We start from the raw sequence: 19,758 nt of genomic DNA on the forward strand, positions 1-19,758 counted from the left end.
GTACGCGCGCGGCTGAAGTACTTTCCCATTCATGATCAGGAGGCAAGCCGTGAGCGCGACCGCGGACCACGCGGAGACGAACCTGGCCGTAAGGCTGGGCTTCCAGCCCGACCAGGTGGTCCAGGAGATCGGCTACGACGAAGACGTCGACCAGGAGCTCCGCGAGGCCATCGAAGCCGCAACCGGCACCGAGCTCGTCGACGAGGACTACGACGACGTGGCCGACGCCGTGGTGCTCTGGTTCCGCGAGGACGACGGGGACCTTACTGATGCGCTGGTGGACTCCATCGCGTACATGGAAGAGGGCGGCTCGATCCTGCTGCTCACCCCGAAGACCGGCCGCGACGGATACGTCGAGCCGAGCGACATCGGTGAGGCCGCCACCACCGCCGGCCTGTCCCAGACCAAGAGCATCAGCGCAGGCAAGGACTGGGCGGGCTGCCGCCTGCTCACCCCGAAGGCGGCGGCAAAGAAGCGCTGACCGCCACCGGCGTCCCCGCCGGTACCCGTGGCCGAGGCTTCGCAGTCGAGAGGCCCCCGCCGAGCACATCGGCGGGGGCCCTGTGCGTAGGGTGGACCCCGCGTGCCAGTCCAGCACGCGTCAGTCCACCGAAGGGATGCGTTTGCCATGGCGATCGAGGTCGGCACCAAGGCCCCGGACTTCGAGCTGAAGGACCACCACGGGCGCACCGTGCGGCTCAGCGACTACCGCGGCGAGAAGAACGTGGTGCTGCTCTTCTACCCCTTCGCCTTCACCGGCGTCTGCACGGGCGAGCTGTGCGCGCTGCGCGACCAGCTGCCGCGCTTCGTGAACGAGGACACCCAGCTGCTCGCGGTCTCCGCCGACTCCATCTTCAGCCTGCGCGTCTTCGCGGAGCAGGAGGGGCTGGACTACCCGCTGGTGTCCGACTTCTGGCCGCACGGCGAGGTCTCCCGCGCCTACGGGGTCTTCGACGAGGAGAAGGGCTGCGCGGTACGCGGCACCTTCATCATCGACAAGGACGGCATCGTGCGCTGGACGGTCGTGAACGGCCTGCCGGACGCGCGTGACCTGAACGAGTACGTCAAGGCTCTCGACACGCTCTGAGTGGCGTACCGGCCCGCGCCCGGCGGGGGCGGGTGTGACGTGTCGGGCCAAGAGCCTGCTCAGGACGGGAACCCGTCACTAGGATCCAGTCGTTGATCCGATGCCAATGCACCACGGGGGCGCTGCCCCTGGACACCACTGGAGGGACTCGTGGGAGTCAGCCTCAGCAAGGGCGGCAACGTCTCACTGACCAAGGCCGCACCCAACCTGACCGCCGTCACCGTCGGCCTGGGCTGGGACGTCCGTACCACCACCGGTACGGACTTCGACCTGGACGCCAGCGCTCTGCTGCTGAACGCCCAGGGCAAGGTCGGCACCGACGGCAACTTCGTCTTCTTCAACAACCTCCGGAGCCCCGACGGCTCTGTGGAACACACCGGTGACAACCTCACCGGCGAGGGCGAGGGCGACGACGAGGCCATCAAGGTCAACCTGGCCGGGGTTCCGGCCGACGTGGACAAGATCGTCTTCCCGGTCTCGATCTACGACGCCGAGACACGCCAGCAGTCCTTCGGCCAGGTCCGCAACGCGTTCATCCGCGTCGTGAACCAGTCGAACGGCGAGGAGCTGGCGCGGTACGACCTGAGCGAGGACGCGTCCACGGAGACCGCGATGGTCTTCGGTGAGCTGTACCGGCACGGCGCGGAGTGGAAGTTCCGCGCGATCGGCCAGGGCTACGCGTCGGGCCTGCGTGGCATCGCGCAGGACTTCGGTGTGAACGTCTGAACCGAGCGGTCTGAGCAGGGACGGCGCAGCGGCCGCGCCGGGCGGTGCCGTGCCCTACCTCGGCGTTCGGACCGGACGGGGCTGTCGGCGCGGCGATCCGGCCGCCCGGCCGCCCGGCCGCTCGCCCAGAGCCGCGCATGGCCGCACGCCCGGGTCCGGACGCCGGGGTCACACGGCTGCCGACTGCTGCCGGGCAGCCCGTCGGCTGCCCGGGTGGCGCGCACCCGGTCCGCGGCTCTCCGGCCCTCGGGACATCCGGCTCTCCGGCAGCTCGCCCGTCGGGCCGTTCGCCTCAGCCGGCCTTTCACCGGCCGGTGGCGTGCCGCCGGGCTGCCGTGCCGGTCGGCTGTGCGGACGGCGGCCCGCAGCCCGTCCGGAACCTCCGGGGCAGGCTGCCGGGGCGGTCGGCCATGGGGCTGTCCGGCAGCCCGTAGGCGTGCCCGTCCGTGCGCCCGCCGCGGTGGGCCGGGTCCGGCGGGGTGACCGGATCCCGGCGGGCCGATGCCGCGCGGCGGACAGTCCGGCCGCGCGGGCCGTCCGGGTGTTCGCCCCCCCCGCCCGAGCTACGCGAGGCCGCCTGCCCCTCGACCGCCGTCGACCGGGGCCCAGAACGCAGGTGCGCCCGGGCGCGGGGCGCGGCCACCCGGGGCTCGCCTCCCGGCCGGTCGGCTCCCGAGCCCTCGACGGGGCGTCCGGGCGGGTGGTGGCCGCGGCGCCGGCCGCCGGGTGTGACCCGACGGGCCCCGGGACCGGGCTCGCGTGCCGGGGTGCTGGGTGCGGTACCGGCTGGCGGAGTTCCGGTGTGCGCGAGGTCCGGGCCCCGAGGTCCTGGCCCCGGTCGCCGGGCCCGGAGACCAGGGCCCGGGTCCCCGTCCCCGGGGTTCGGGGCGAAGGGGGATCGTGTGTTCGGGTTTGAGGCGGGGGATGGGGTGTCCGGGCGGGGCTTTGGCGTACCGTGCGGTGCAGGTGGGCCAGGACAGGGCACCATGGGGACACACCACGCGACGCGTCGCACGGGGGGACAGCGCACAGCCAGTCAGGTGCAGTCGGACCACGCGCTTCGGCGTCATATGGATGTACGACACATCAGCACGTCATCGGGGAGGAACATCTCATGGGCGTCACGCTCGCCAAGGGAGGCAATGTCTCCCTCTCCAAAGCCGCACCCAACCTGACCCAGGTCCTGGTCGGGCTCGGCTGGGACGCGCGCTCCACCACCGGAGCGCCCTTCGATCTCGACGCCAGCGCTCTCCTCTGCCAGGCCGGCAGGGTCCTCGGCGACGAGTGGTTCATCTTCTACAACAACCTGGTCAGCCCGGACGGGTCCGTCACGCACACGGGCGACAACCTCACCGGTGAGGGCGACGGCGACGACGAGTCCCTGATCGTGGACCTCACCATGGTCCCGGCCCACTGCGACAAGATTATTTTCCCGGTCTCGATCCACGAGGCCGATAACCGGGGACAGACCTTCGGGCAGGTCAGCAATGCGTTCATCCGCGTGGTGAACCAGTCCGACGGTCAGGAGCTGGCGCGCTACGACCTCAGCGAGGACGCCTCCACCGAGACCGCGATGATCTTCGGTGAGCTCTACCGCTATGGCGGCGAATGGAAGTTCCGGGCCGTGGGTCAGGGGTACGCCTCGGGGCTCCGGGGCATCGCTCTAGACTTCGGAGTCAATGTCGCGTAAAGCTTGCTCCAGGGTTCGATCAAGGACCGGTGCACTCGCCGCGGAGGAGTCCCACCCGGGGCCTCTCCGCCGAGTCCTGTCCGCGAGAACCTCCAACACACGATGGGGTAACCAGTGGTTCTGAAAACCTTCGGGTGGTCGTTCGCCGTGACGGCGGCCGGCCTTGCCTTCGCCGCCTGGGCGTGGGGTTGGGAGGCGTTCGGGATCGTCCTGATCCTGTCGGTCCTCGAAATCTCCCTCTCCTTCGACAATGCGGTCGTCAACGCCGGGATCCTCAAGAAGATGAACGCCTTCTGGCAGCGCATCTTCCTGACCATCGGCATTCTGATCGCGGTCTTCGGCATGCGGCTGGTCTTCCCCGTCGTGATCGTCGCCGTCAGCGCCAGCGTCGGGCCCATCGAGGCCGTCCAGCTCGCCCTGGACAAGCCGGACCAGTACCAGGATCTGGTCACCGACGCGCACGCGGCCATCGCCGCGTTCGGTGGCATGTTCCTCCTGATGATCTTCCTCGACTTCATCTTCGAGGAGCGCGAGTTCACCTGGCTCCGCTGGATCGAGCGCCCGCTGGCCAAGCTCGGCAAGATCGACATGCTGTCGGTCTGCATCGCCCTGATCGTGCTGCTGGGCAGCGCCCTCATGTTCGCCAACCACGCCCACACCAGCACCGGCGCCATGGACAAGACGTCCACGGTCCTGCTCTCCGGTGTCGCGGGCCTCATCACGTACCTCGTGGTGGGCGGTCTCTCCGGCTACTTCGAGGACAAGCTGGAGGAAGAGGAGGAGCGCGAGCACGAGGAGGAGGAGAAGGCCAAACGGGAGGGCAAGCAGGTCTCCGCCGTGGGCCTGGCCGGCAAGGCGGCCTTCTTCCTGTTCCTGTACCTGGAGGTCCTCGACGCCTCGTTCTCCTTCGACGGCGTCATCGGTGCCTTCGCCATCACCAACCACATCTTCTGGATGGCGCTCGGCCTCGGCATCGGCGCCATGTACGTCCGGTCGCTCACCGTCTACCTGGTCCGCCAGGGCACCCTCGACGAGTACGTGTACCTGGAGCACGGCGCGCACTACGCGATCGGCGCGCTCGCCGCGATCCTGCTCGTCACCATCCGGTACGAGATCCCCGAGGTCATCACCGGTCTCATCGGTGTCTTCCTGATCGCTGCGTCCTTCCTGTCGTCGATCCGCCGCAACAAGCTGGTCGAGGCGGCCGAGGGGAACGCCGAAGGACCCGACGAGAAGGCCAAGGTCTCGTCCGGGGTCTGAGACCCGGGGCCGGGGCGGGTGTGACCGCCCCGCCGATGCGGAACGCTTCTGAACGGGGCGGCCGGGGTGCTCCCGGCCGCCCCGTGGCGTAGGCGTATGAAGATGGGGGTGGGCATGGGCTTCCTGGACAGTCTCCGGCCGAACAGAGCCGCGCAGTTCGATCTGGTCGGTGCGGCGGGCAATGCGATCGACCTGACACGGCGGCGCCCGACGATCTCGCTGAGCAAGCAGGGCGGCGCCGTCGGCAACCTCCGTGTCAACCTCTCCTGGCAGATGCGGACCTCCGACATCGAGGACCGCCGACGGCAGAGCGGACGGCTGCTGCGGCACCCGCTCAAGTTCTTCCAGCCCGAGCCCGTCCAGGCGCACACCCAGGGCGTGGCGACCGTCGACCTCGACCTCGGCTGCCTGTACGAACTCGCGGACGGCAGCAAGGGCGTGGTCCAGGCACTCGGTGAGTTCTACGGCGACCTCAACAGCGCGCCGTACGTCAAGCACAGCGGAGACGACCGGTTCGGCTCCGGCTCCGGTGAGACGATCTTCGTCAACCTCGATCACCGCGAGGAGATCCGGCGACTGCTGTTCTTCGTCTACATCTACGACCAGACTCCGGCGTTCGACCGAACGCACGCCAAGATGACGCTCTACCCGGGCCACGGCCCGCGCATCGAGATCGATCTCGACGAGCGTGCCCCCGAGGCCCGCTCCTGCGCCGTGTTCCTGCTGGAGAACGTCAAGGGCGAGCTGCTGGTGCGGCGCGAGGTGAAGTTCGTCTACGGCTTCCAGGGTGAACTGGACCGGATGTACGGGTGGGGCATGCAGTGGGGGAGGGGCGTCAAGGCCGGAAAGGCCTGACCCCGCACCGCCGGGACGCCCCGCCCGTCAGGCGCGCAGGAACTGCGGCCCCATCGGCGGAAGCTGGAACTGCGCGTCCGGCCCCGGTGCCCCGGCCACCGGGGCGTCGGGCGCCGCCCCCGCGGCGGCGTGGGCCGGCTGCGGATGCGGGTAGCCGTACGCGGGCCGCGCGGAGTCGTACGGGGGTGCCGAGGCCGACTGCGGATACCCGTACGCGGGCTGGGCCGGCCCCGCTGCGGCATGCGGGTAGCCGTACGCGGGCGGGGCCGTCGGCGCGGGCGGGAGGTCCGGCGCCGAGGGCGGCGGGGCCGACGGGCGGGCCGGGAGCGCGGCAGTGGCGTCGTCGGGCGCGCCCGCATCGCCCCGGCCCTCGCCGGAGTCCGCGCGGCTCCAGTCCGTGTCACCGGAGTCCGCAGGGTTCCGATCCGCGCCGGGAGCGGCGCCTGTCGCCCCGCCGCCCGCCGCGCCCTCGTCGACGCCTACCGCGTCCGCCGACCCGTCCAAGGGCCCTGCCGCCCGGGGCGCGCCGCCGTCCGCGCCGTCCTCCGCCTCGTCCACCGAGATGCCGAACGCCGTGGCCAGGCCGATGAGGCCGGTCGGATAGCCCTGCCCCACCGCGCGGAACTTCCAGCCCTCGCCGCGGCGGTACAGCTCACCGCAGATGATGGCCGTCTCCTCGCCGGTCTCCGGCCGCACCTCGAACAGCGCCAGCGGCTCGGCGTCCTCGTCCGCCGGGTCCACGGCGGCGTCGAACAGCGCGATCCGCAGGTCCGGCACGCGGGCGAAGGTGTCGCCGTCCGAGGACGCCGCGATCACCACCTGGTCCACGGACACGTCCATAACGGACAGATCCACCCGGACGGTGTCCGTCAGCCCGTCCTCCACTCGCTGCTTCGGCAGGTGCCGCACCAGCCCCGACGGGTGGCGCGGCTGGTTGTAGAAGACGAAGTCCTCGTCGGAACGCACCCGCCCGTCCGGGCCGAGCAGGAGGGCCGACACATCCACGTCGGGAACCCCCGTGCCGGGGGTCCAGTGCAGTACGGCCCGTACGGCCGTGGCGTCGAGCGGGACGTTCGAGCCCTTCAGCATCGTGTGCGTCATGCCGTCATCCTGCCTGGCGCCCGGCCCGGCGGACAACGCGGGGCCGGTCCGCCACGCGGGAGCCGCCGGGAGCCGCGGTCACAGGGCACCGTGACGGTGCCTTGACGCCTTGCGGCTCCCGTACGACTGTCGTACGGCTGCGGAGCGACTGCCGCAGGACATCCGCCGTTCACACCGGAGGGGAACCGCCGACACCCGGCCTTACGTACTATTACCGGCCACACGTCATCACAGCGATCCGGACCGTACCCCCGTGCGCGCCGGACCAGTACGGGGACACCGCATGCGTCATTTCGGGCATATCTCGTCAGTTGCCCGTGCTGGGCTCTTCCACCGGGAGCCCTGTCGATTCGACTCCGGATCCCCGGCCCCCGTGCTGTCGACGGCGCTCGGTGCCACCCTCTACAGCCCGGCCACCCGCCCCCGGCTCGCGGACGACATACTCAAGCAGGTCGCGCGCGGCGTCGTGTCCATGGTCCTCTGCCTGGAGGACTCCATCGACGACGGCGACGTGGGGGCGGCCGAGGCCAACCTGGTCCGCCAGCTCACCGACCTCCACGAACGTGGGAGCGAGCCGCCGCTGCTGTTCGTCCGCGTCCGCGAACCCGGGCAGATCCCGGACCTCACCCGGCGCCTCGGCCCGGCCCTGCGGCTGCTGTCCGGATTCGTACTGCCCAAGTTCACCGAGAAGCGCGGTGCGCCCTTCCTGGAGGCCCTGACCGAGGCCGAGGCCGACCCGCGCTCGGCCGAGAGGCTCGGCGGGCGGCCCCTGTACGCGATGCCGGTCCTGGAGTCGCCCGAACTGCTGCACCTGGAGACCCGCGCCGACGCCCTCGCCGGGATCGCCCGCTGTGTCTCCGCACACCGCGACCGGGTCCTCGCACTGCGCCTCGGCGTCACCGACTTCTGCTCCGCGTACGGCCTGCGCCGCTCCCCCGACATGACCGCGTACGACGTGCAGATCGTCGCCCATGTCATCGCGGACGTCGTCAACGTCCTCGGCCGCGCCGACGGCACCGGCTTCACCGTCACCGGGCCCGTATGGGAGTACTTCCGGCTCCATGAGCGCATGTTCAAGCCGATGCTGCGCCGCAGCCCCTTCATGGAGGGCAGCGCCGACGCGCTGCGCACCGCGCTCATCGAGCACGACATGGACGGGCTGCTGCGCGAGATCGAACTGGACCGGGCCAACGGGCTGCTCGGGAAGACCTGCATCCACCCGTCGCACGTCCAGCCCGTGCACGCGCTCTCGGTGGTGAGTCACGAGGAGTACAGCGACGCGCGGGACATCCTGCACCCCGAACGGAACGGCGGCGGTGTGATGCGGTCCGCGTACACCAACAAGATGAACGAGGTGAAGCCGCACCGCGCGTGGGCGGAGCGCACGCTCCGGCGGGCCGAGGTGTTCGGCGTGGCCCAGGCGGACGTGGGGTTCGTGGAGCTGCTCGCGGCGGGACTGGAGGTCCGGTGAACTCCTCGCCGGACCCGAGAGGGAAGAGGCACGTCATTCGGAGCACGAGGCAGAGGGACACCTGGACGGGAACATGGGTCGCCGAGCGGCTGGGGGTGGAACTCCACGGCCACGGACCCTCCGGGAGCGAGGAACTGCGCGGGCTCCTCGGGCTGGCCCTGCGCCGCAACCCCAAGCGCGCCCACCTCCTAGTCTCCAACGTCCTGGGCAAGCACGTCCCGCAGAGCCCCGCCGTCGTGCGCCGCGCCGGAATCGGGCTCGGGCTCCGCGTCCGTGCGCTGCTGGGCGACGCCGAGGCGCGCCGCGCCGTCGTGCTCGGCTACGCGGAGACGGCGACCGGCCTGGGCCACTGTGTGGCGGACGGCCTGGCCCTCGCGCCGTACCTGCACTCCACCCGTCGCCCCGTGCCCGGGGTCGCCCCGGCCGGAGGCTTCGAGGAGTCGCACTCGCACCACACCTCGCACCTCCTCCTCCCCGAGGACCCGGAGCTGCTCTCCCGGCCCGGGCCGCTCGTACTGGTCGACGACGAGTTCTCGACCGGCAACACCGTCCTCAACACCGTCCGCGCGCTGCACGAACGGTTCCCCCGCGAGCGGTACGTCATCGTGGCGCTGGTCGACATGAGGTCGGCGGCGGACCGGGGGCGGCTGGCGGAGTTCGCCGCCGAGATCGGCGCGCGCGTGGACCTGGTTGCGCTCGCCGCGGGAACGGTCCGGCTGCCGGAGGACGTTCTGGAGCGGGGCCGGGATCTGGTCGCCGCCCACGAGACGCCCGCACCCGCGCAGGCAGGGGAACCCGGTCGGGTACGGCGGGTGGACCTCGGCTGGCCGGACGGGCTGCCGGACGGGGGACGCCACGGCTTCACACCCGAGCACCGGGCCCGGCTGGAAGCCGCGCTGCCCGCGATGGGTGGGCGGCTGGCCGAGGCGCTGGGCCTCGGACAGCCCGCCTCGGGGCAGGTCGCCCGGGCGCCCCGCGTGCTGGTCCTCGGCTGCGAAGAGCTGATGTACGCGCCCATCGCGCTGGCCGCCGCGCTGGAGGAACGCGCCCCGCACGCCCACATACGGTTCTCCACGACCACCCGCTCACCCGTCCTCGCTGTGGACGACCCCGGCTACGCGATCCGCAGCCGCCTGGTCTTCCCCGCCCACGACGACCCCGCCGACGGCCCCGGCGACCGGTACGCCTACAACGTCGCGGGCATGGGCTTCGACGCGGTGGCCCTCGTCGTCGACTCGGCCGCCGACACGCCCGGACTCCACGCCCCCGGCGGCCTGCCGGCGCAGCTCGCCGCGCACATCCCGCACGTCGTGCTGGCCACGGTCCCCTCGTACACCCCGGGTCCGTCCGCCCAGGATCCGTCCCCACCGGAAAGAACCCCCATGCTGCCCGAGCCGCTGCGCGGCCCCGCGTTCTCCTCCTACGCCCCCGAAGAGGTCGGCTGGCTCCTCCAGGACCTGTCGGACGTCGAGCTGGAGGCGCCGACGGAGGAGCGCGAGGAGGCCGTCCAGAACGGCGGCGCGCACTACGCCGAGTCGCTGCCCATCGAGTACCAGCCCAGCGACCGGTACCAGAAGCTCTTCCGCGCCGCCCTCGGCACCTCCGCCGCCCGGATCGCCCGGGCCGTCGGCACGGTCACCGAGACGGTGCTGGCCGAACGTTCCCACTCCCGGCTCCGCCCAGGCGGGGGGACCCCCACGCGGCGCCCCGTGCTGGTGTCGCTGGCCCGGGCGGGCACCCCCGTCGGAGTGCTCATGCGCCGCTGGGCGCTGCACCGGCACGGCCTGGACCTGCCGCACTACGCGGTGTCCATCGTGCGGGGCCGGGGCATCGACACCAACGCCCTGCGCTGGCTGCGCGCCCGTCACGACCCGGCCGACGTCGTGTTCGTCGACGGCTGGACGGGGAAGGGCGCGATCACCCGCGAACTCGCCGCCGCCCTGGCGGACTTCCCGGACTTCAACCCGGAGATCGCCGTTCTGGCCGACCCCGGCTCGTGCGTCCGCACCTACGGCACCCGCGAGGACTTCCTCATCCCCTCCGCATGCCTCAACTCGACGGTCTCCGGCCTGGTCTCCCGTACCGTCCTGCGTGCCGACCTGGTCGGCCGGTACGACTACCACGGCGCCAAGTTCTACCGGGAGCTGGCGGACGTGGACGTGTCCACGGACTTCCTGGACACCGTCAGTGAACGCTTCGACGAGGTCGCCGCCGCCGTCGACGCGGACGTCGAGCACCTCCTGGCCGCCGACCGCACCCCCACCTGGGAGGGCTGGGCGGCCGTCGAGCGGATCAGCGAGGAGTACGGCATCCACGACGTGAACCTGGTCAAGCCGGGGGTCGGGGAGACCACCCGGGTCATGCTGCGCCGCGTCCCCTGGAAGGTCCTGGCCCAGCGCGGCGCGGGCGCCGACCTCGACCACGTACGGCTCCTCGCGGAGCAGCGCGGCGTCCCGGTCGAGGAGGTGGACGGCCTGCCGTACACCTGCGTGGGCCTGATCCACCCGAAGTACACGCGCGGCGCCACCGGCGTCGACGGCCGGGCGGTGACGGCACCGTGACCCGTCGGACACTGGTCGCCAGCGACCTCGACCGGACGCTCATCTACTCGGCGCCCGCGCTCGCCCTCACCGTGCCCGACGCGGAGGCGCCGCGGCTGCTGTGCGTGGAGGTGTACCAGAGCAAGCCGCTCTCGTACGTCACCGAGACCGCCGCCGGTCTGCTGGCCGAACTGGCGGAGGCGGAGACGGCCACGTTCGTGCCGGTCACGACGCGGACCCGCGAGCAGTACCGGCGGGTCCGGCTGCCCGGGCCGCCGCCCCGGTACGCGATCTGCGCCAACGGCGGTCACCTGCTGGTCGACGGCGAGCCGGACCGTGACTGGCGGGCCGGCGTCGCGTCCCGGCTCGCCGCCGAGTGCGCGCCGCTCGACGAGGTGCGGGCGCACCTGCGGGCCGTGGCCGACCCGGCGTGGCTGCTGAAGGAACGGGTGGCCGAGGAACTGTTCGCGTACCTGGTCGTGGAGCGCGAACTGCTGCCGGACGGCTGGCTGGCCGAGCTGTCCGTGTGGGCGGAGGCACGCGGCTGGACGGTGTCGCTCCAGGGCCGCAAGGTGTACGCGGTGCCGAAGCCGCTGACCAAGAGCGCGGCGGTACGGGAGGTGGCGCGGCGCACCGGCGCGGACACCGTCCTCGCGGCGGGGGACTCGCTGCTGGACGCGGATCTGCTGCTGGCGGCGGACCGGGCCTGGCGTCCCGGGCACGGCGAACTGGCCGACACGCAGTGGCGTGCCGGCCAGGTGGAGGCACTGGCCGTGCGGGGCGTGGGGGCGGGGGAGGAGATTCTGCGGCGGTTCCTGGCGGCGGTGGGGTGAACCCGGCCGCGGCGGGCCGGTCAGCCGCCGCAGCACCCGCCGCCGCAGCAGCCCCCGCCGCCCGCGGGACCCGGCGCGGCCGTCGCGGTCGCGGTTCCGCCGACGGCGACGGTGGACAGGAGCTTGACCGTGTCGGGGTGCCCCGCGGGGCAGTCGGCGGGGGCGGAGGACTCCGCCATCGGGCGGCTGAGCTCGAAGGTGTCGCCGCAGGTGCGGCAGCGGTACTCGTAACGAGGCATGGGGACAGGGTAGTCGGGGGCGCCCCGGCCCCCGCTCACTGAGACGACGACCGCTCCTCACGGATCTGGTCCACGACCCGCGCCGCCGTCGCCCGCACCGCCTCCGTCTCCGTCAGGAAGTGCCAGTAGTCCGGGTGCCGCCCCTCCAGCCCGGCGAGCGCCCGGTCGAGGCGGGCCACCGCGTCGTCCAGGGGACGGGCGTGGCGCGGGTCCGGGGTGTGGCGGCCGGCCATGGCGAACCGCTGTGCGTCCCGGATCGCGAACCGGGTGCGCTCGACCTCCTGCTGCGGGTCCTTCGCGACCGCGTCCAGCCGCCGCAGCCGCTCACCGGCGGCCGACACGTCCTCGTCCGTCGCGTTGAGCAACGCCCGTACGGTCGCGAGCAGCGCCGTCGCGTCGGCCCAGCGCTGCTCGGCGCGCGCCCGCGCGGCCTCCGCCAGCTTCTCCTCCGCGCGCCGCACGTTCTCGGCGGCCCGCGCCGGGACCGGCTGGAGGTCCTGCCAGCAGGCGGCGCTGAACCGGCGGCGCAGCTCGCTGAGCACCGGCTCGACGGACGCCGCCCGGTGGGCGAGGGCCTGCGCGCGGGTACGGAGGGACACCAGCCGTCTGTCCGTCTCGGCCGCCTGCTCCGGCAGCCGCTCCGCCTCCACCCGTATGACCTCGGCGTCCCGCACCACCCGGTCGGCGCGGTGCAGGGTCTCCTGCACGCCGTGCCGCCCGGCGCCCTGGTTGAGCAGGGTCAGCTCGGGCCCGAGGGCGGCGAGCCGGGCGGCCAGATCCTCGGCGCGCAGCCCGGCGGCGCGGGCCGTGTCCAGCGCGTTGCTGGCGCCGAGCAGCGCGGCGCGGGCCCGCTCGACCGCCGGGGCCAGCCGGGCGAGCTGCGTCTCGGCCTTGTCCAGCAGTGGGGTGAGCCGCTGCTCGAACCGCTCCAGCTCTCCCTGCACCCGCACCAGCTCGTCGCGCGCCCGCGTCAGCTCCGTCCGCGCGCGTGCGGCGACGGACGAGTCCAGGCCGTCGCGGTCCAGGTCGTAGGAGTCGACGGCCGTGATGTACGCGTGGCTCACCTCGTCGATACGGTGCCCGAGCGCGGTGAACTCCTCCACCGCACGGCGCGCCGGGGGCGAGCCGTCCACGGCGGTGATCGTCTCGATGGAGATCCTCAGGCCCCGCTGGGCGGTGTCCAGCTCGTAGAAGGCCGCCGCCGCCGCGTCCTTCGCGGCCTGCGCCTCGGCCCGCTGGCTCTCGGCGCGCCCGCCCCCGAACCAGCGCCGCCCACCGCCACCGGCCCCGCTCGTCACATCCGCTCCCCGTCACCGTACGTGTCCGCGCCGACCCATCGGGCCGCGTCCATTCTCCCACCAGGTACGACGAACAACAGAGCGGTTCCGTTCGCGCGCCGCGACGGAGGCCACCCCCTCCCCGCCCGCGGTTTGCGAACCCCACCCGTGCGCCATGTACGCTGTTGACTCCTTCCACGGGTGCGTAGCTCAGGGGTAGAGCGCTGCTCTTACAAAGCAGATGTCGGCGGTTCGAAACCGTCCGCGCCCACCAGCAGGTAGATAGACAAAGGCCCAGGTCACCGGTACTGAACCGGGAACCTGGGCCTTGTTCTTTCCCCGGCCGCAGGGGCAGGGGAGAGGCGTCGCGCCAGTTACGTGCCAGATGGGTCGTCGCCGGACTCGGCCGGCCGGACCTTCCTGATCTGCTCGTCGACGTGAGCGGCGATGGCGTGGTCACGCCCGTTCACCAGGTGCTGATAGATCAGCGCGGCCCGCACCGACGAGTGCCCCATCCGCTGCATCAGCTCACGCGTCGTGGCGCCGCCGGTCGCGGCGAGGGTGTTCCCGGTGTGGCGCAGATCGTGGAAGTGGACGTCTCCGAGGCCGGTGGTCTTCAGAGCCTGGAGCCACAGGCGGCGGAAGTTGTTCCTGCGTAGCAGGCCACCGCGTGCCCCGGTGAAGAGCAGCCCGTCACGACCCGGCTTGACGTAGACGGCGAGATGCGTGGCCAAGCTCTCCGCCAGCGAGGCCGGGAAGGCCACGGTGCGCACGCCCGCCGCGCTCTTGGGCGTCTTCACCACGATGCCGTCCGTCCGGGTCTCGGCCAGAGCGCGCCGTACGGCGACGGTTCGCCGGTCGAGGTCGATGTCATGGCGCTGGAGCGCGGCCAGCTCCCCAAAGCGGAGACCGGTGAAGGCTGCCAGGAGGATGAGCACCCGGAAACGCGCCGGCACAGCGTCGGCGATCTGGAAGACCTCGGTGACTTCGAGGAAAGGTCGCTCGGCTGTCTTGGCCGCCCCGGCGCCCTTGATCCGGCAGGGGTTTCGCTGGATCACCTCGTCGTCGACCGCGGTGTTCAGGATGGCTCGGAGCATCTGATAAGCCTTGGCCACGGTCGGCTCACCGACACCGGACTCCAGGAGTACCGCACGCCAGCGGCGGATCTGGGGCGTCGTGATCTCACTCAGGGCCAAGTCCGCGAAGGTCGGCAGGATGTGGAGGCGCAGCGCGCTGCCGTTGCGTTCGCGGGTGGTCGCCGCGTAGTCGCGTTCCTTGAACCAGGCATCCGCGTACACCCCGAAGAGAACCTTGTCGTCCGGGTTCTTCCACTTGCCGTCGATGATCTCCGCTTCCTTGCGGACGAGCCACCGATCGGCATCGGTCTGCGAGGCGAACGTCTCGGGAGCCGATCGCGTCAGCCCGTCGGGCCCCTGATAGCGAGCCTGGAATCGTCCTGACGGCAGCTTACGCACGGCACCGAAGCGGCGGCGCTTGCCTTTGCTGTTCGCCATCAGGCCACCGCCGCAAATCGGCGACGAGTGGTGATCGGCTGGACGGTGTGAGCAGCGACGAATTCCTCCAAGGCCCGCTCAGGAATGCGGACATGCCGCCCCACCTTGACGAAGACGATCCGGCGCTCGGCGATGAGCCGGCGCGGGAACCTCTCGGTGGTGCCGAGGAGTTCGGCGGCCTGGCCTACGGTCAGCAGTCGGTCAGTCATGCGGTTGCTCCTTCCAGGGCGAGTTGGTCGCGCAGGGCTTCGCGGGCGGTTTCGCGATTGAGCTGGATGTCCCGGGCGATGGAGGCGGCGAGGACGGCCTCCCCGGGGGAGTGGCCCTGGCCGGCGTACGTCCAAGAGGTGAGGACGAGAACGGTGTCCGGCTCGATGTCGTCCAGGCCGCGGGCGGTGCGCTCCTGGGCGGCGCGGTAGTCGGCGCGGGTTTGGCGGAGTTCGCTCAGGGTGGTGGAGTACTGGCGGGACTTGGTGGAGAAGTGCCCCCGGAAGCCGAGCATGTGGGCCCAGGCCAGGAGCCGGCGGTCGGGGTAGAGCGGATCGAGGTCGAAGCAGGCTTCGACGAGGCGGCGGGTGTGGTCGGGGACGCCGAGGAGGACCAGGGCCTCACGGTTGCCGATTCGGCGGTCGAGGCTGCCGGTGGTCTCTGCGGCCTTGGTGGCGTACTTGGCGATGTAGGAGGCGACGGCCTGCTCGGTGATGTCGGAGCCATCCCCGAACGCCTTCACGGGCCGGATGTCGAGCTGGCTGCCCCAGCGGAGGCGGCGGGTGGACTGGTTGCCGGCAGCGGGGACGGTGACAGTCGTGTACGCGTGGGTGGCGGCGGCGCGGATGGCGTTGGTGAGGTGCTCGGTGGTCGCCCACGACGGCGGCGGGGAGTCGGGGCCGTCCGGGCCGTCGATGCGGACGACGGCGTGGAAGTGGACGGCGCCCCTCTTCTGGAACTCGGCGACCTTCCCGTACGAGATCCGGGCGACCGCCTTGAGCTCCCGCTGCGAGAGGCCGGCCGCGGCGGCGATCTCCCGGCGGAGACGGTTCGTGAACCTCTGCCAGAGCTGCCCGGCGTGGTTGTTGAAGAGGACGGCGGCGGCGTAGTCGTACGACTCGGGGTCGAGCGGCGTGCCGAGGGCGGCGTCGTCCTCGGCGTGGCGGATGCCGCAGCGGCAGGGCCGGGTGCCGGGGCGGTTGTGGACCGGTCCGAAGGACGGGGCGGTGAGGGTGAGGAAGACGCGGGGGTGTTCGCGGACGGTGGTGGGGATGTCCCGGGCGTTGTCACCGGCGAGGCCAGCGCGGATGAGGTGGTAGGTGTCGCCCGCGTAGGTCCACGCGCAGGCGGGGCAGCGGGAGGCCCGGCGGTTGCCGCAGGCGATCCGGAGTCGGGCGTCCGGTTCGGTGTCGGTGGAGTACCGGTGGAGGGTCTCGCCGGTGGTCTTGTCCCGGGTGAGGGTCCAGCCCTGGAGGTGGATGGGGTGGGAGCAGCCGCCGGTGCGGTGGATCTGCTCGCGCCAACGGTCGAAGCTAGGGGACCCGGCCACTCGGAGTATGTCGCTCAGGGTGGAGGTGTCGAACCCCGCCGACGAGGCGGCTGGGACGGTCATCATGGAGTGCTTCCTTCTGGTTCTGCGAACTGGGTAGGGGCGGGGCTTCCGGGCGGCGGAGACTTGGCGGTTGAGCCGCCCGGAAGCTGGCTAGTGCGGTGACCGGAGAGGCCCACCGGACCGGCAGAGGGAGGGACCGGATGAGGCGGCCCGAGGGATCGGTAGCTCTGTCAGAGGGCGGGGCGAGGATCACGCCGTGACGATCAACCTGCATGACTTCGACGGCGAGCACTCGCTGACCTTGAACGCTGGCGGCTTGGCTGCCGATGACGCCGTAGCTGCCGCCGGGCATGAGCCGAACGGGTACTTCTGGGAAGGTCTCGTGCAGTTCGCCTGGCCGGACATTGCCGAGGACCTCGACTTCGACAGCGAGGGCGGCATGTTCTGCGCGGTCGGGAGTCCGAGCGACCTCGCACGACTCAAGGCTGCCCTTGGAGCCGTCATCACGAGCCCTGAGGCAGTCCGCGACATCATTGCCCGTGCGGAGGCATCGGGCTTCGAGTTCGACGACTAGCGCTGTCGGCGCTGGCCGTTGAGGAGCGAGCGCAGGACGACGGCGCAGACGGCGACCGACGCGGCGCTGATGGCGACGGCGAGGAGCATGGAGACCAGGACCGTGCCGACGACGAGGACGGTTCCGGCGCCGCCGACAACTACGACAGCCAGGCCAGCCGGGGTGAGGCGCAGGGCCGAAGACGTCGCCAGGACGTGTGCAGGGGCCGGGGCGTGGTGGTTGCAGGCCACCGGATCGGCGGTGTGGCGGGGCGCGATGTCGGCGGTGACGGTCGGCTGGACGAGCGGGGTGACGATGCCGGTCGGAAGCGGGTTGACCGGGATGCGCGGCTGGAACATGACGGTTCTCCCTACTTGCTGATCGTGTTGTCGATGAGCGGGGCGAGGACGCTGTCGGCGAGGAGGTAGCCGCCGAGGAGGATCACGGCGACGAGCCACCAGGGCGGGCGGATGAGCTTGATGCCGAGGGCGCCCACGACGATCAGGGCGAGCCAGAGCGGAACGTCCATGACGCGGGACTCCTTCGAGGTCAGCGGGGCTTGCAGCGGTGGGTTCGGGCGGCGAGCTGGGCGGCCGAGGAACTGGAGTACTCGGTGGACCAGCCGCAGCCGTCGGACGTGCACACGGCGGCGTACTTGGTGCGGCCGTGGCGGTCGCGGTGTGTGCCGATCTGCACCGGACCGATCCGCATCACGGAGTGGAAGTGGTCGCGAGCGGCCATCGCTCAGGCCTCGCCGGTGAAGTCGTCGGCGTGGTCGATGAGCCACTGACGGATCTCGGCCGACTCGTACTCGTCGGCGGCGGTGATCACCGGCTCGGCGGTGGCCATGGCTTCCAACAGGCGGTTGTTCCGCGTCAGTTCGGCGGCGCGCTCCAGGGCGTGCCGGGTCGAGTCGCGCATGGTCGATCTCCTTCTCAGGTGAGTTGGGCGGCGATGGCGTTGGCCATCAGGGGCGGGACGCCGAGGCGGGCGCGCAGGGTGTCGGCGTCGATCGGGTAGCCGGTGCGGGCGCGGTAGTCGTCGGCGACCTTTCGGGCGTGAGCGACAAGGGCGGGCGGTACGGCCGCGGGGGCGGGTTCGGGCTCCGGTGCAGGTTCTGGGACCGGCTCTGGGGAAGGGAGGGTCGGTGCGGTGGCAGGCTCCGGCTCCGGTTCGGCTACGTCATTTCGCTCGATGACGGCTTCCACGGCCGAGGGCTCCTCGGTGGCCGTGTCGAGTTCGACCGGTGCCACCGGATGCCCGGGGGAGTGGACGAGGAGCGTGCCGCCGAGGAACGCGAGGGCGGGCCAGCCCGCGACGAGGATGCGCAGCCAGGCGGGAACGTGGCCGAGGTCGAGGAGACCGGCGGTGGCGACGTTCGCGCCGAGCGAGGCGGCCAGGGCGACCATGAACCACGTCCAGGCCGAGCGGGCAGGCACACCGGCGGCCCGCGAGGTCCGCAGCCGATGCCAGGCGGCGACGAGCAGGAGATCCACGGAGACCGGATAGGCCCAAGCCTTCCAACCGGACTGTCCGGCAGCCGCAGCCAGGTCGTGGAGATGAGCGAAGGACAGGGCGCCGGCGATCACGGCTTGTACGAGGACGGCGTCCGGTCGGCGGATGGGACGCATCGGGGGGTCCTCCTTCCGGTTTCGGGCATGGGCGGGGTAGGGACCTGGCGTGATGCGGTCACGCCGCCGTGGAGCGAGGGGATTCAGGCGATCGCGGGAGCCGTGACGGTCGAGGACGCCGCGGCTTTGCCCAGGGGCGGCAGGACGGGCCGGAAGGCGTCCAGTGCGGGGATCTCGGGCGTGCGGTGGGCGTGGGAGTTCGCGATGTTCACGGCCCGCCGGAGCGTGAGGTGGGGAGTGCGGATGCGGACCCACCCACCGGAGGAGTCGCCGGCGACAGCGGTGCCGGGCCGGTCGGTGCGGATCTGGACCGTGGCGAGGACGGCGTCCGGGGCGATGTCGCCGAAGGCCATGTTGGCGGAGGTCTCGTCGTTGACGCGGTGGGCGGTGCGGCCGGTGAGCTGGGCACGGAGCATGGTGATGCCCTTGCCGAGCTCGGAGCCGAAGCGCTGTCCGCAGATCTCCAGGTAGATGCCGGCGGCGCGGCCGAGCTGGGCGAGCCGGACGAGGGAGCTGATGATTCGATCTCGCCGCTTCTCTTCGTCCTTCGTGGCGTAGAGGGCGAGTTCGGCGACCTCATCGACCAGGAGCACGATCGGGGTCGGTCGCAGGTGATCGGGCAGGTCCCAGATGTCGGCCGTGATCTCTGCATCCGGTAGATCCGCACTCAATCTCTGCTCGCGGCGAATCAGTTGGTAGACGTCCTCCATGTGCTCGACCAAGGCGTCGAGGAGGTCGGCGGCGGCGTCAGGGTTGTCGCCCAGGGCAGTGAACCGCCGGGCGAGCGGGGCGAGTTCAACGCCTTGCTTGCAGTCGATCCCGACCAAGGCGACGTCCAGCGCAGCGAGCGCGGCAACAAGATTGCGCTGGTAGACGGACTTCCCGGACTGTGTGGCACCGACGTTCAGCGCGTGCGGGGTCTGGCGGTAGTCGCGGTAGTAGACCTCTCCGTCCTCCCGCATGGCGACCGGAACACGCATCACCCCAGCACGGGCAGCCGCGGGCATCTGCACCCGCTTGAGGACGTCGTAACCGGTCATCCGCAGTTCGACCACACCCGAGCGGATCTCTCGGGCGGTGACGTTCTGCATGACGAACGAGTGCCGTAGCCGGTCTGAGGCGGCGGAGAAGTCGAAGGCGTCCTGACCGGGGCGCAGCTTCACTCGCAGTACGAGCCCGGTACGTGTCGGCCGCAGTCGCAGGATCCGGGGTGCCCGCGAGTCGGGGATGGGCCGGCCGGTCATCCTGGCCAGCGCCAGGCGCCAGCGCGAGGGCGGGACGGTCAGCCCGCACGCGTCCATGACCGACGCGTACCGGGCGAGGATCCGCACCATGGCGAAGATGACGCCGAAGCTCATCCAGTACCAGGCCGGACGCTGCCACCGCAGCAGCAGTGCGGCCGTGGCGACCAGTGCGAGGGTGACCGTTAAGGCGGTCATGG

General features: G+C 71.6%; 22 protein-coding genes and 1 tRNA gene. 11 read left to right on the top strand and 12 right to left on the bottom strand.

Annotated features, from left to right (window positions below; genetic code table 11):
• Positions 1 to 49 precede the first annotated feature (49 nt).
• The 6 genes from I3F58_RS21430 to I3F58_RS21455 all read left to right on the top strand — a co-directional run bounded on the left by I3F58_RS21430 (position 50) and on the right by I3F58_RS21455 (position 5,618).
• Entirely contained in the window at positions 50 to 481 is a 432-nt protein-coding gene (locus I3F58_RS21430; protein WP_240110286.1) for a DUF3052 domain-containing protein, read from the top strand.
• Between the two features lie 147 nt (positions 482 to 628).
• Complete coding sequence (locus I3F58_RS21435; protein WP_240110287.1) at positions 629 to 1,087, top strand: peroxiredoxin; 459 nt, start codon at positions 629 to 631, stop codon at positions 1,085 to 1,087.
• Positions 1,088 to 1,237: 150 nt separating this feature from the next.
• Positions 1,238 to 1,813, top strand: coding sequence for a TerD family protein (locus tag I3F58_RS21440; protein WP_240110288.1), 576 nt, complete (start codon positions 1,238 to 1,240; stop codon positions 1,811 to 1,813).
• Positions 1,814 to 2,927: 1,114 nt separating this feature from the next.
• Complete coding sequence (locus I3F58_RS21445; RefSeq protein WP_240110289.1) at positions 2,928 to 3,503, top strand: TerD family protein; 576 nt, start codon at positions 2,928 to 2,930, stop codon at positions 3,501 to 3,503.
• A gap of 114 nt (positions 3,504 to 3,617) precedes the next feature.
• Entirely contained in the window at positions 3,618 to 4,763 is a 1,146-nt protein-coding gene (locus tag I3F58_RS21450; protein WP_240110290.1) for a DUF475 domain-containing protein, read from the top strand.
• 114 nt (positions 4,764 to 4,877) lie between these two features.
• Entirely contained in the window at positions 4,878 to 5,618 is a 741-nt protein-coding gene (locus tag I3F58_RS21455) for a TerD family protein (RefSeq protein ID WP_240110315.1), read from the top strand.
• Positions 5,619 to 5,645: 27 nt separating this feature from the next.
• On the opposite strand, the gene I3F58_RS21460 is transcribed toward I3F58_RS21455, so the two are convergent.
• Positions 5,646 to 6,719, bottom strand: coding sequence for a TerD family protein (locus I3F58_RS21460; protein ID WP_240110291.1), 1,074 nt, complete (start codon positions 6,717 to 6,719; stop codon positions 5,646 to 5,648).
• A gap of 283 nt (positions 6,720 to 7,002) precedes the next feature.
• Between I3F58_RS21460 and I3F58_RS21465 the strand changes: the two genes are divergently transcribed.
• The 3 genes from I3F58_RS21465 to I3F58_RS21475 all read left to right on the top strand — a co-directional run bounded on the left by I3F58_RS21465 (position 7,003) and on the right by I3F58_RS21475 (position 11,563).
• Positions 7,003 to 8,190 (top strand): HpcH/HpaI aldolase/citrate lyase family protein, encoded by a 1,188-nt coding sequence (locus I3F58_RS21465; protein ID WP_240110292.1) that lies wholly within the window; start codon positions 7,003 to 7,005, stop codon positions 8,188 to 8,190.
• Positions 8,191 to 8,285: 95 nt separating this feature from the next.
• Positions 8,286 to 10,751, top strand: a complete 2,466-nt coding sequence (locus I3F58_RS21470; protein ID WP_374208018.1) for a phosphoribosyltransferase — start codon at positions 8,286 to 8,288, stop codon at positions 10,749 to 10,751.
• Positions 10,748 to 11,563, top strand: a complete 816-nt coding sequence (locus tag I3F58_RS21475; protein WP_240110293.1) for an HAD family hydrolase — start codon at positions 10,748 to 10,750, stop codon at positions 11,561 to 11,563. The genes I3F58_RS21470 and I3F58_RS21475 overlap by 4 nt, the downstream gene beginning before the upstream one ends.
• A gap of 20 nt (positions 11,564 to 11,583) precedes the next feature.
• Here the strand turns inward: I3F58_RS21475 and I3F58_RS21480 are convergent, their stop codons facing one another.
• Positions 11,584 to 11,802: a zinc ribbon domain-containing protein gene (locus tag I3F58_RS21480; protein ID WP_240110294.1), complete on the bottom strand. Its 219-nt coding sequence runs from the start codon at positions 11,800 to 11,802 to the stop codon at positions 11,584 to 11,586.
• 35 nt (positions 11,803 to 11,837) lie between these two features.
• Positions 11,838 to 13,100, bottom strand: a complete 1,263-nt coding sequence (locus I3F58_RS21485; protein WP_240110295.1) for a hypothetical protein — start codon at positions 13,098 to 13,100, stop codon at positions 11,838 to 11,840.
• A gap of 178 nt (positions 13,101 to 13,278) precedes the next feature.
• Between I3F58_RS21485 and I3F58_RS21490 the strand changes: the two genes are divergently transcribed.
• Positions 13,279 to 13,353, top strand: a tRNA-Val gene (locus tag I3F58_RS21490).
• 100 nt (positions 13,354 to 13,453) lie between these two features.
• Here the strand turns inward: I3F58_RS21490 and I3F58_RS21495 are convergent.
• Genes I3F58_RS21495 through repSA form a run of 3 tightly spaced genes read right to left on the bottom strand, consistent with a single transcriptional unit; the run spans position 13,454 to position 16,196 of the window.
• The gene (locus I3F58_RS21495) at positions 13,454 to 14,593 is read right to left on the bottom strand and encodes a tyrosine-type recombinase/integrase (RefSeq protein ID WP_240110296.1); all 1,140 of its coding nucleotides are present in this window, start codon (positions 14,591 to 14,593) and stop codon (positions 13,454 to 13,456) included.
• Complete coding sequence (locus I3F58_RS21500; protein ID WP_240110297.1) at positions 14,593 to 14,802, bottom strand: excisionase family DNA-binding protein; 210 nt, start codon at positions 14,800 to 14,802, stop codon at positions 14,593 to 14,595. The genes I3F58_RS21495 and I3F58_RS21500 overlap by 1 nt, the downstream gene beginning before the upstream one ends.
• On the bottom strand, positions 14,799 to 16,196 hold the full coding sequence (repSA, locus tag I3F58_RS21505; protein WP_240110298.1) for a replication initiator protein RepSA: 1,398 nt from the start codon (positions 16,194 to 16,196) through the stop codon (positions 14,799 to 14,801). Before repSA ends, I3F58_RS21500 begins: the two co-directional genes overlap by 4 nt.
• A gap of 193 nt (positions 16,197 to 16,389) precedes the next feature.
• On the opposite strand from repSA, the gene I3F58_RS21510 reads away from it, so the two are divergent.
• Positions 16,390 to 16,707 (top strand): Imm51 family immunity protein, encoded by a 318-nt coding sequence (locus tag I3F58_RS21510; RefSeq protein ID WP_240110299.1) that lies wholly within the window; start codon positions 16,390 to 16,392, stop codon positions 16,705 to 16,707.
• Here the strand turns inward: I3F58_RS21510 and I3F58_RS21515 are convergent.
• The 6 genes from I3F58_RS21515 to I3F58_RS21540 form a co-directional block, all read right to left on the bottom strand.
• Entirely contained in the window at positions 16,704 to 17,045 is a 342-nt protein-coding gene (locus I3F58_RS21515; RefSeq protein ID WP_240110300.1) for a SpdD-like protein, read from the bottom strand. The two genes, I3F58_RS21510 and I3F58_RS21515, sit on opposite strands and share 4 nt — an antisense overlap.
• Positions 17,046 to 17,056: 11 nt before the next feature.
• Positions 17,057 to 17,215 carry a hypothetical protein gene (locus I3F58_RS21520; RefSeq protein WP_240110301.1) on the bottom strand — a complete coding sequence of 53 codons (159 nt, stop codon included), beginning with the start codon at positions 17,213 to 17,215 and terminating at the stop codon, positions 17,057 to 17,059.
• A 20-nt stretch (positions 17,216 to 17,235) separates the two neighbouring features.
• Positions 17,236 to 17,427, bottom strand: coding sequence for a mobile element transfer protein (locus tag I3F58_RS21525; RefSeq protein ID WP_240110302.1), 192 nt, complete (start codon positions 17,425 to 17,427; stop codon positions 17,236 to 17,238).
• A 3-nt stretch (positions 17,428 to 17,430) separates the two neighbouring features.
• A complete protein-coding gene (locus I3F58_RS21530) occupies positions 17,431 to 17,607 on the bottom strand; it encodes a hypothetical protein (RefSeq protein ID WP_240110303.1) in 177 nt (58 codons plus the stop codon).
• Positions 17,608 to 17,621: 14 nt separating this feature from the next.
• Positions 17,622 to 18,317, bottom strand: coding sequence for a DUF2637 domain-containing protein (locus tag I3F58_RS21535; RefSeq protein WP_240110304.1), 696 nt, complete (start codon positions 18,315 to 18,317; stop codon positions 17,622 to 17,624).
• Between the two features lie 83 nt (positions 18,318 to 18,400).
• Positions 18,401 to 19,756, bottom strand: a complete 1,356-nt coding sequence (locus I3F58_RS21540; RefSeq protein WP_240110305.1) for an FtsK/SpoIIIE domain-containing protein — start codon at positions 19,754 to 19,756, stop codon at positions 18,401 to 18,403.
• Between the last annotated feature and the right edge of the window lie 2 nt (positions 19,757 to 19,758).

It is taken from the genome of Streptomyces sp. MUM 203J (assembly GCF_022414595.1).
Lineage (GTDB): Bacteria > Actinomycetota > Actinomycetes > Streptomycetales > Streptomycetaceae > Streptomyces.

What these genes read in the sequence shown, in the direction of transcription:
- I3F58_RS21435 (WP_240110287.1), top strand. Translation starts at nt 629, where the DNA reads ATGGCGATCGAGGTCGGCACCAAGGCCCCGGACTTCGAGCTGAAGGAC.
- I3F58_RS21445 (WP_240110289.1), top strand. Translation starts at nt 2,928, where the DNA reads ATGGGCGTCACGCTCGCCAAGGGAGGCAATGTCTCCCTCTCCAAAGCC.
- I3F58_RS21455 (WP_240110315.1), top strand. Translation starts at nt 4,878, where the DNA reads ATGGGCTTCCTGGACAGTCTCCGGCCGAACAGAGCCGCGCAGTTCGAT.
- I3F58_RS21460 (WP_240110291.1), bottom strand. Translation starts at nt 6,719, where the DNA reads ATGACGCACACGATGCTGAAGGGCTCGAACGTCCCGCTCGACGCCACG.
- I3F58_RS21465 (WP_240110292.1), top strand. Translation starts at nt 7,003, where the DNA reads ATGCGTCATTTCGGGCATATCTCGTCAGTTGCCCGTGCTGGGCTCTTC.
- I3F58_RS21480 (WP_240110294.1), bottom strand. Translation starts at nt 11,802, where the DNA reads ATGCCTCGTTACGAGTACCGCTGCCGCACCTGCGGCGACACCTTCGAG.
- I3F58_RS21495 (WP_240110296.1), bottom strand. Translation starts at nt 14,593, where the DNA reads ATGGCGAACAGCAAAGGCAAGCGCCGCCGCTTCGGTGCCGTGCGTAAG.
- I3F58_RS21500 (WP_240110297.1), bottom strand. Translation starts at nt 14,802, where the DNA reads ATGACTGACCGACTGCTGACCGTAGGCCAGGCCGCCGAACTCCTCGGC.
- repSA (WP_240110298.1), bottom strand. Translation starts at nt 16,196, where the DNA reads ATGATGACCGTCCCAGCCGCCTCGTCGGCGGGGTTCGACACCTCCACC.
- I3F58_RS21515 (WP_240110300.1), bottom strand. Translation starts at nt 17,045, where the DNA reads ATGTTCCAGCCGCGCATCCCGGTCAACCCGCTTCCGACCGGCATCGTC.
- I3F58_RS21520 (WP_240110301.1), bottom strand. Translation starts at nt 17,215, where the DNA reads ATGGACGTTCCGCTCTGGCTCGCCCTGATCGTCGTGGGCGCCCTCGGC.
- I3F58_RS21525 (WP_240110302.1), bottom strand. Translation starts at nt 17,427, where the DNA reads ATGGCCGCTCGCGACCACTTCCACTCCGTGATGCGGATCGGTCCGGTG.
- I3F58_RS21530 (WP_240110303.1), bottom strand. Translation starts at nt 17,607, where the DNA reads ATGCGCGACTCGACCCGGCACGCCCTGGAGCGCGCCGCCGAACTGACG.
- I3F58_RS21535 (WP_240110304.1), bottom strand. Translation starts at nt 18,317, where the DNA reads ATGCGTCCCATCCGCCGACCGGACGCCGTCCTCGTACAAGCCGTGATC.
- I3F58_RS21540 (WP_240110305.1), bottom strand. Translation starts at nt 19,756, where the DNA reads ATGACCGCCTTAACGGTCACCCTCGCACTGGTCGCCACGGCCGCACTG.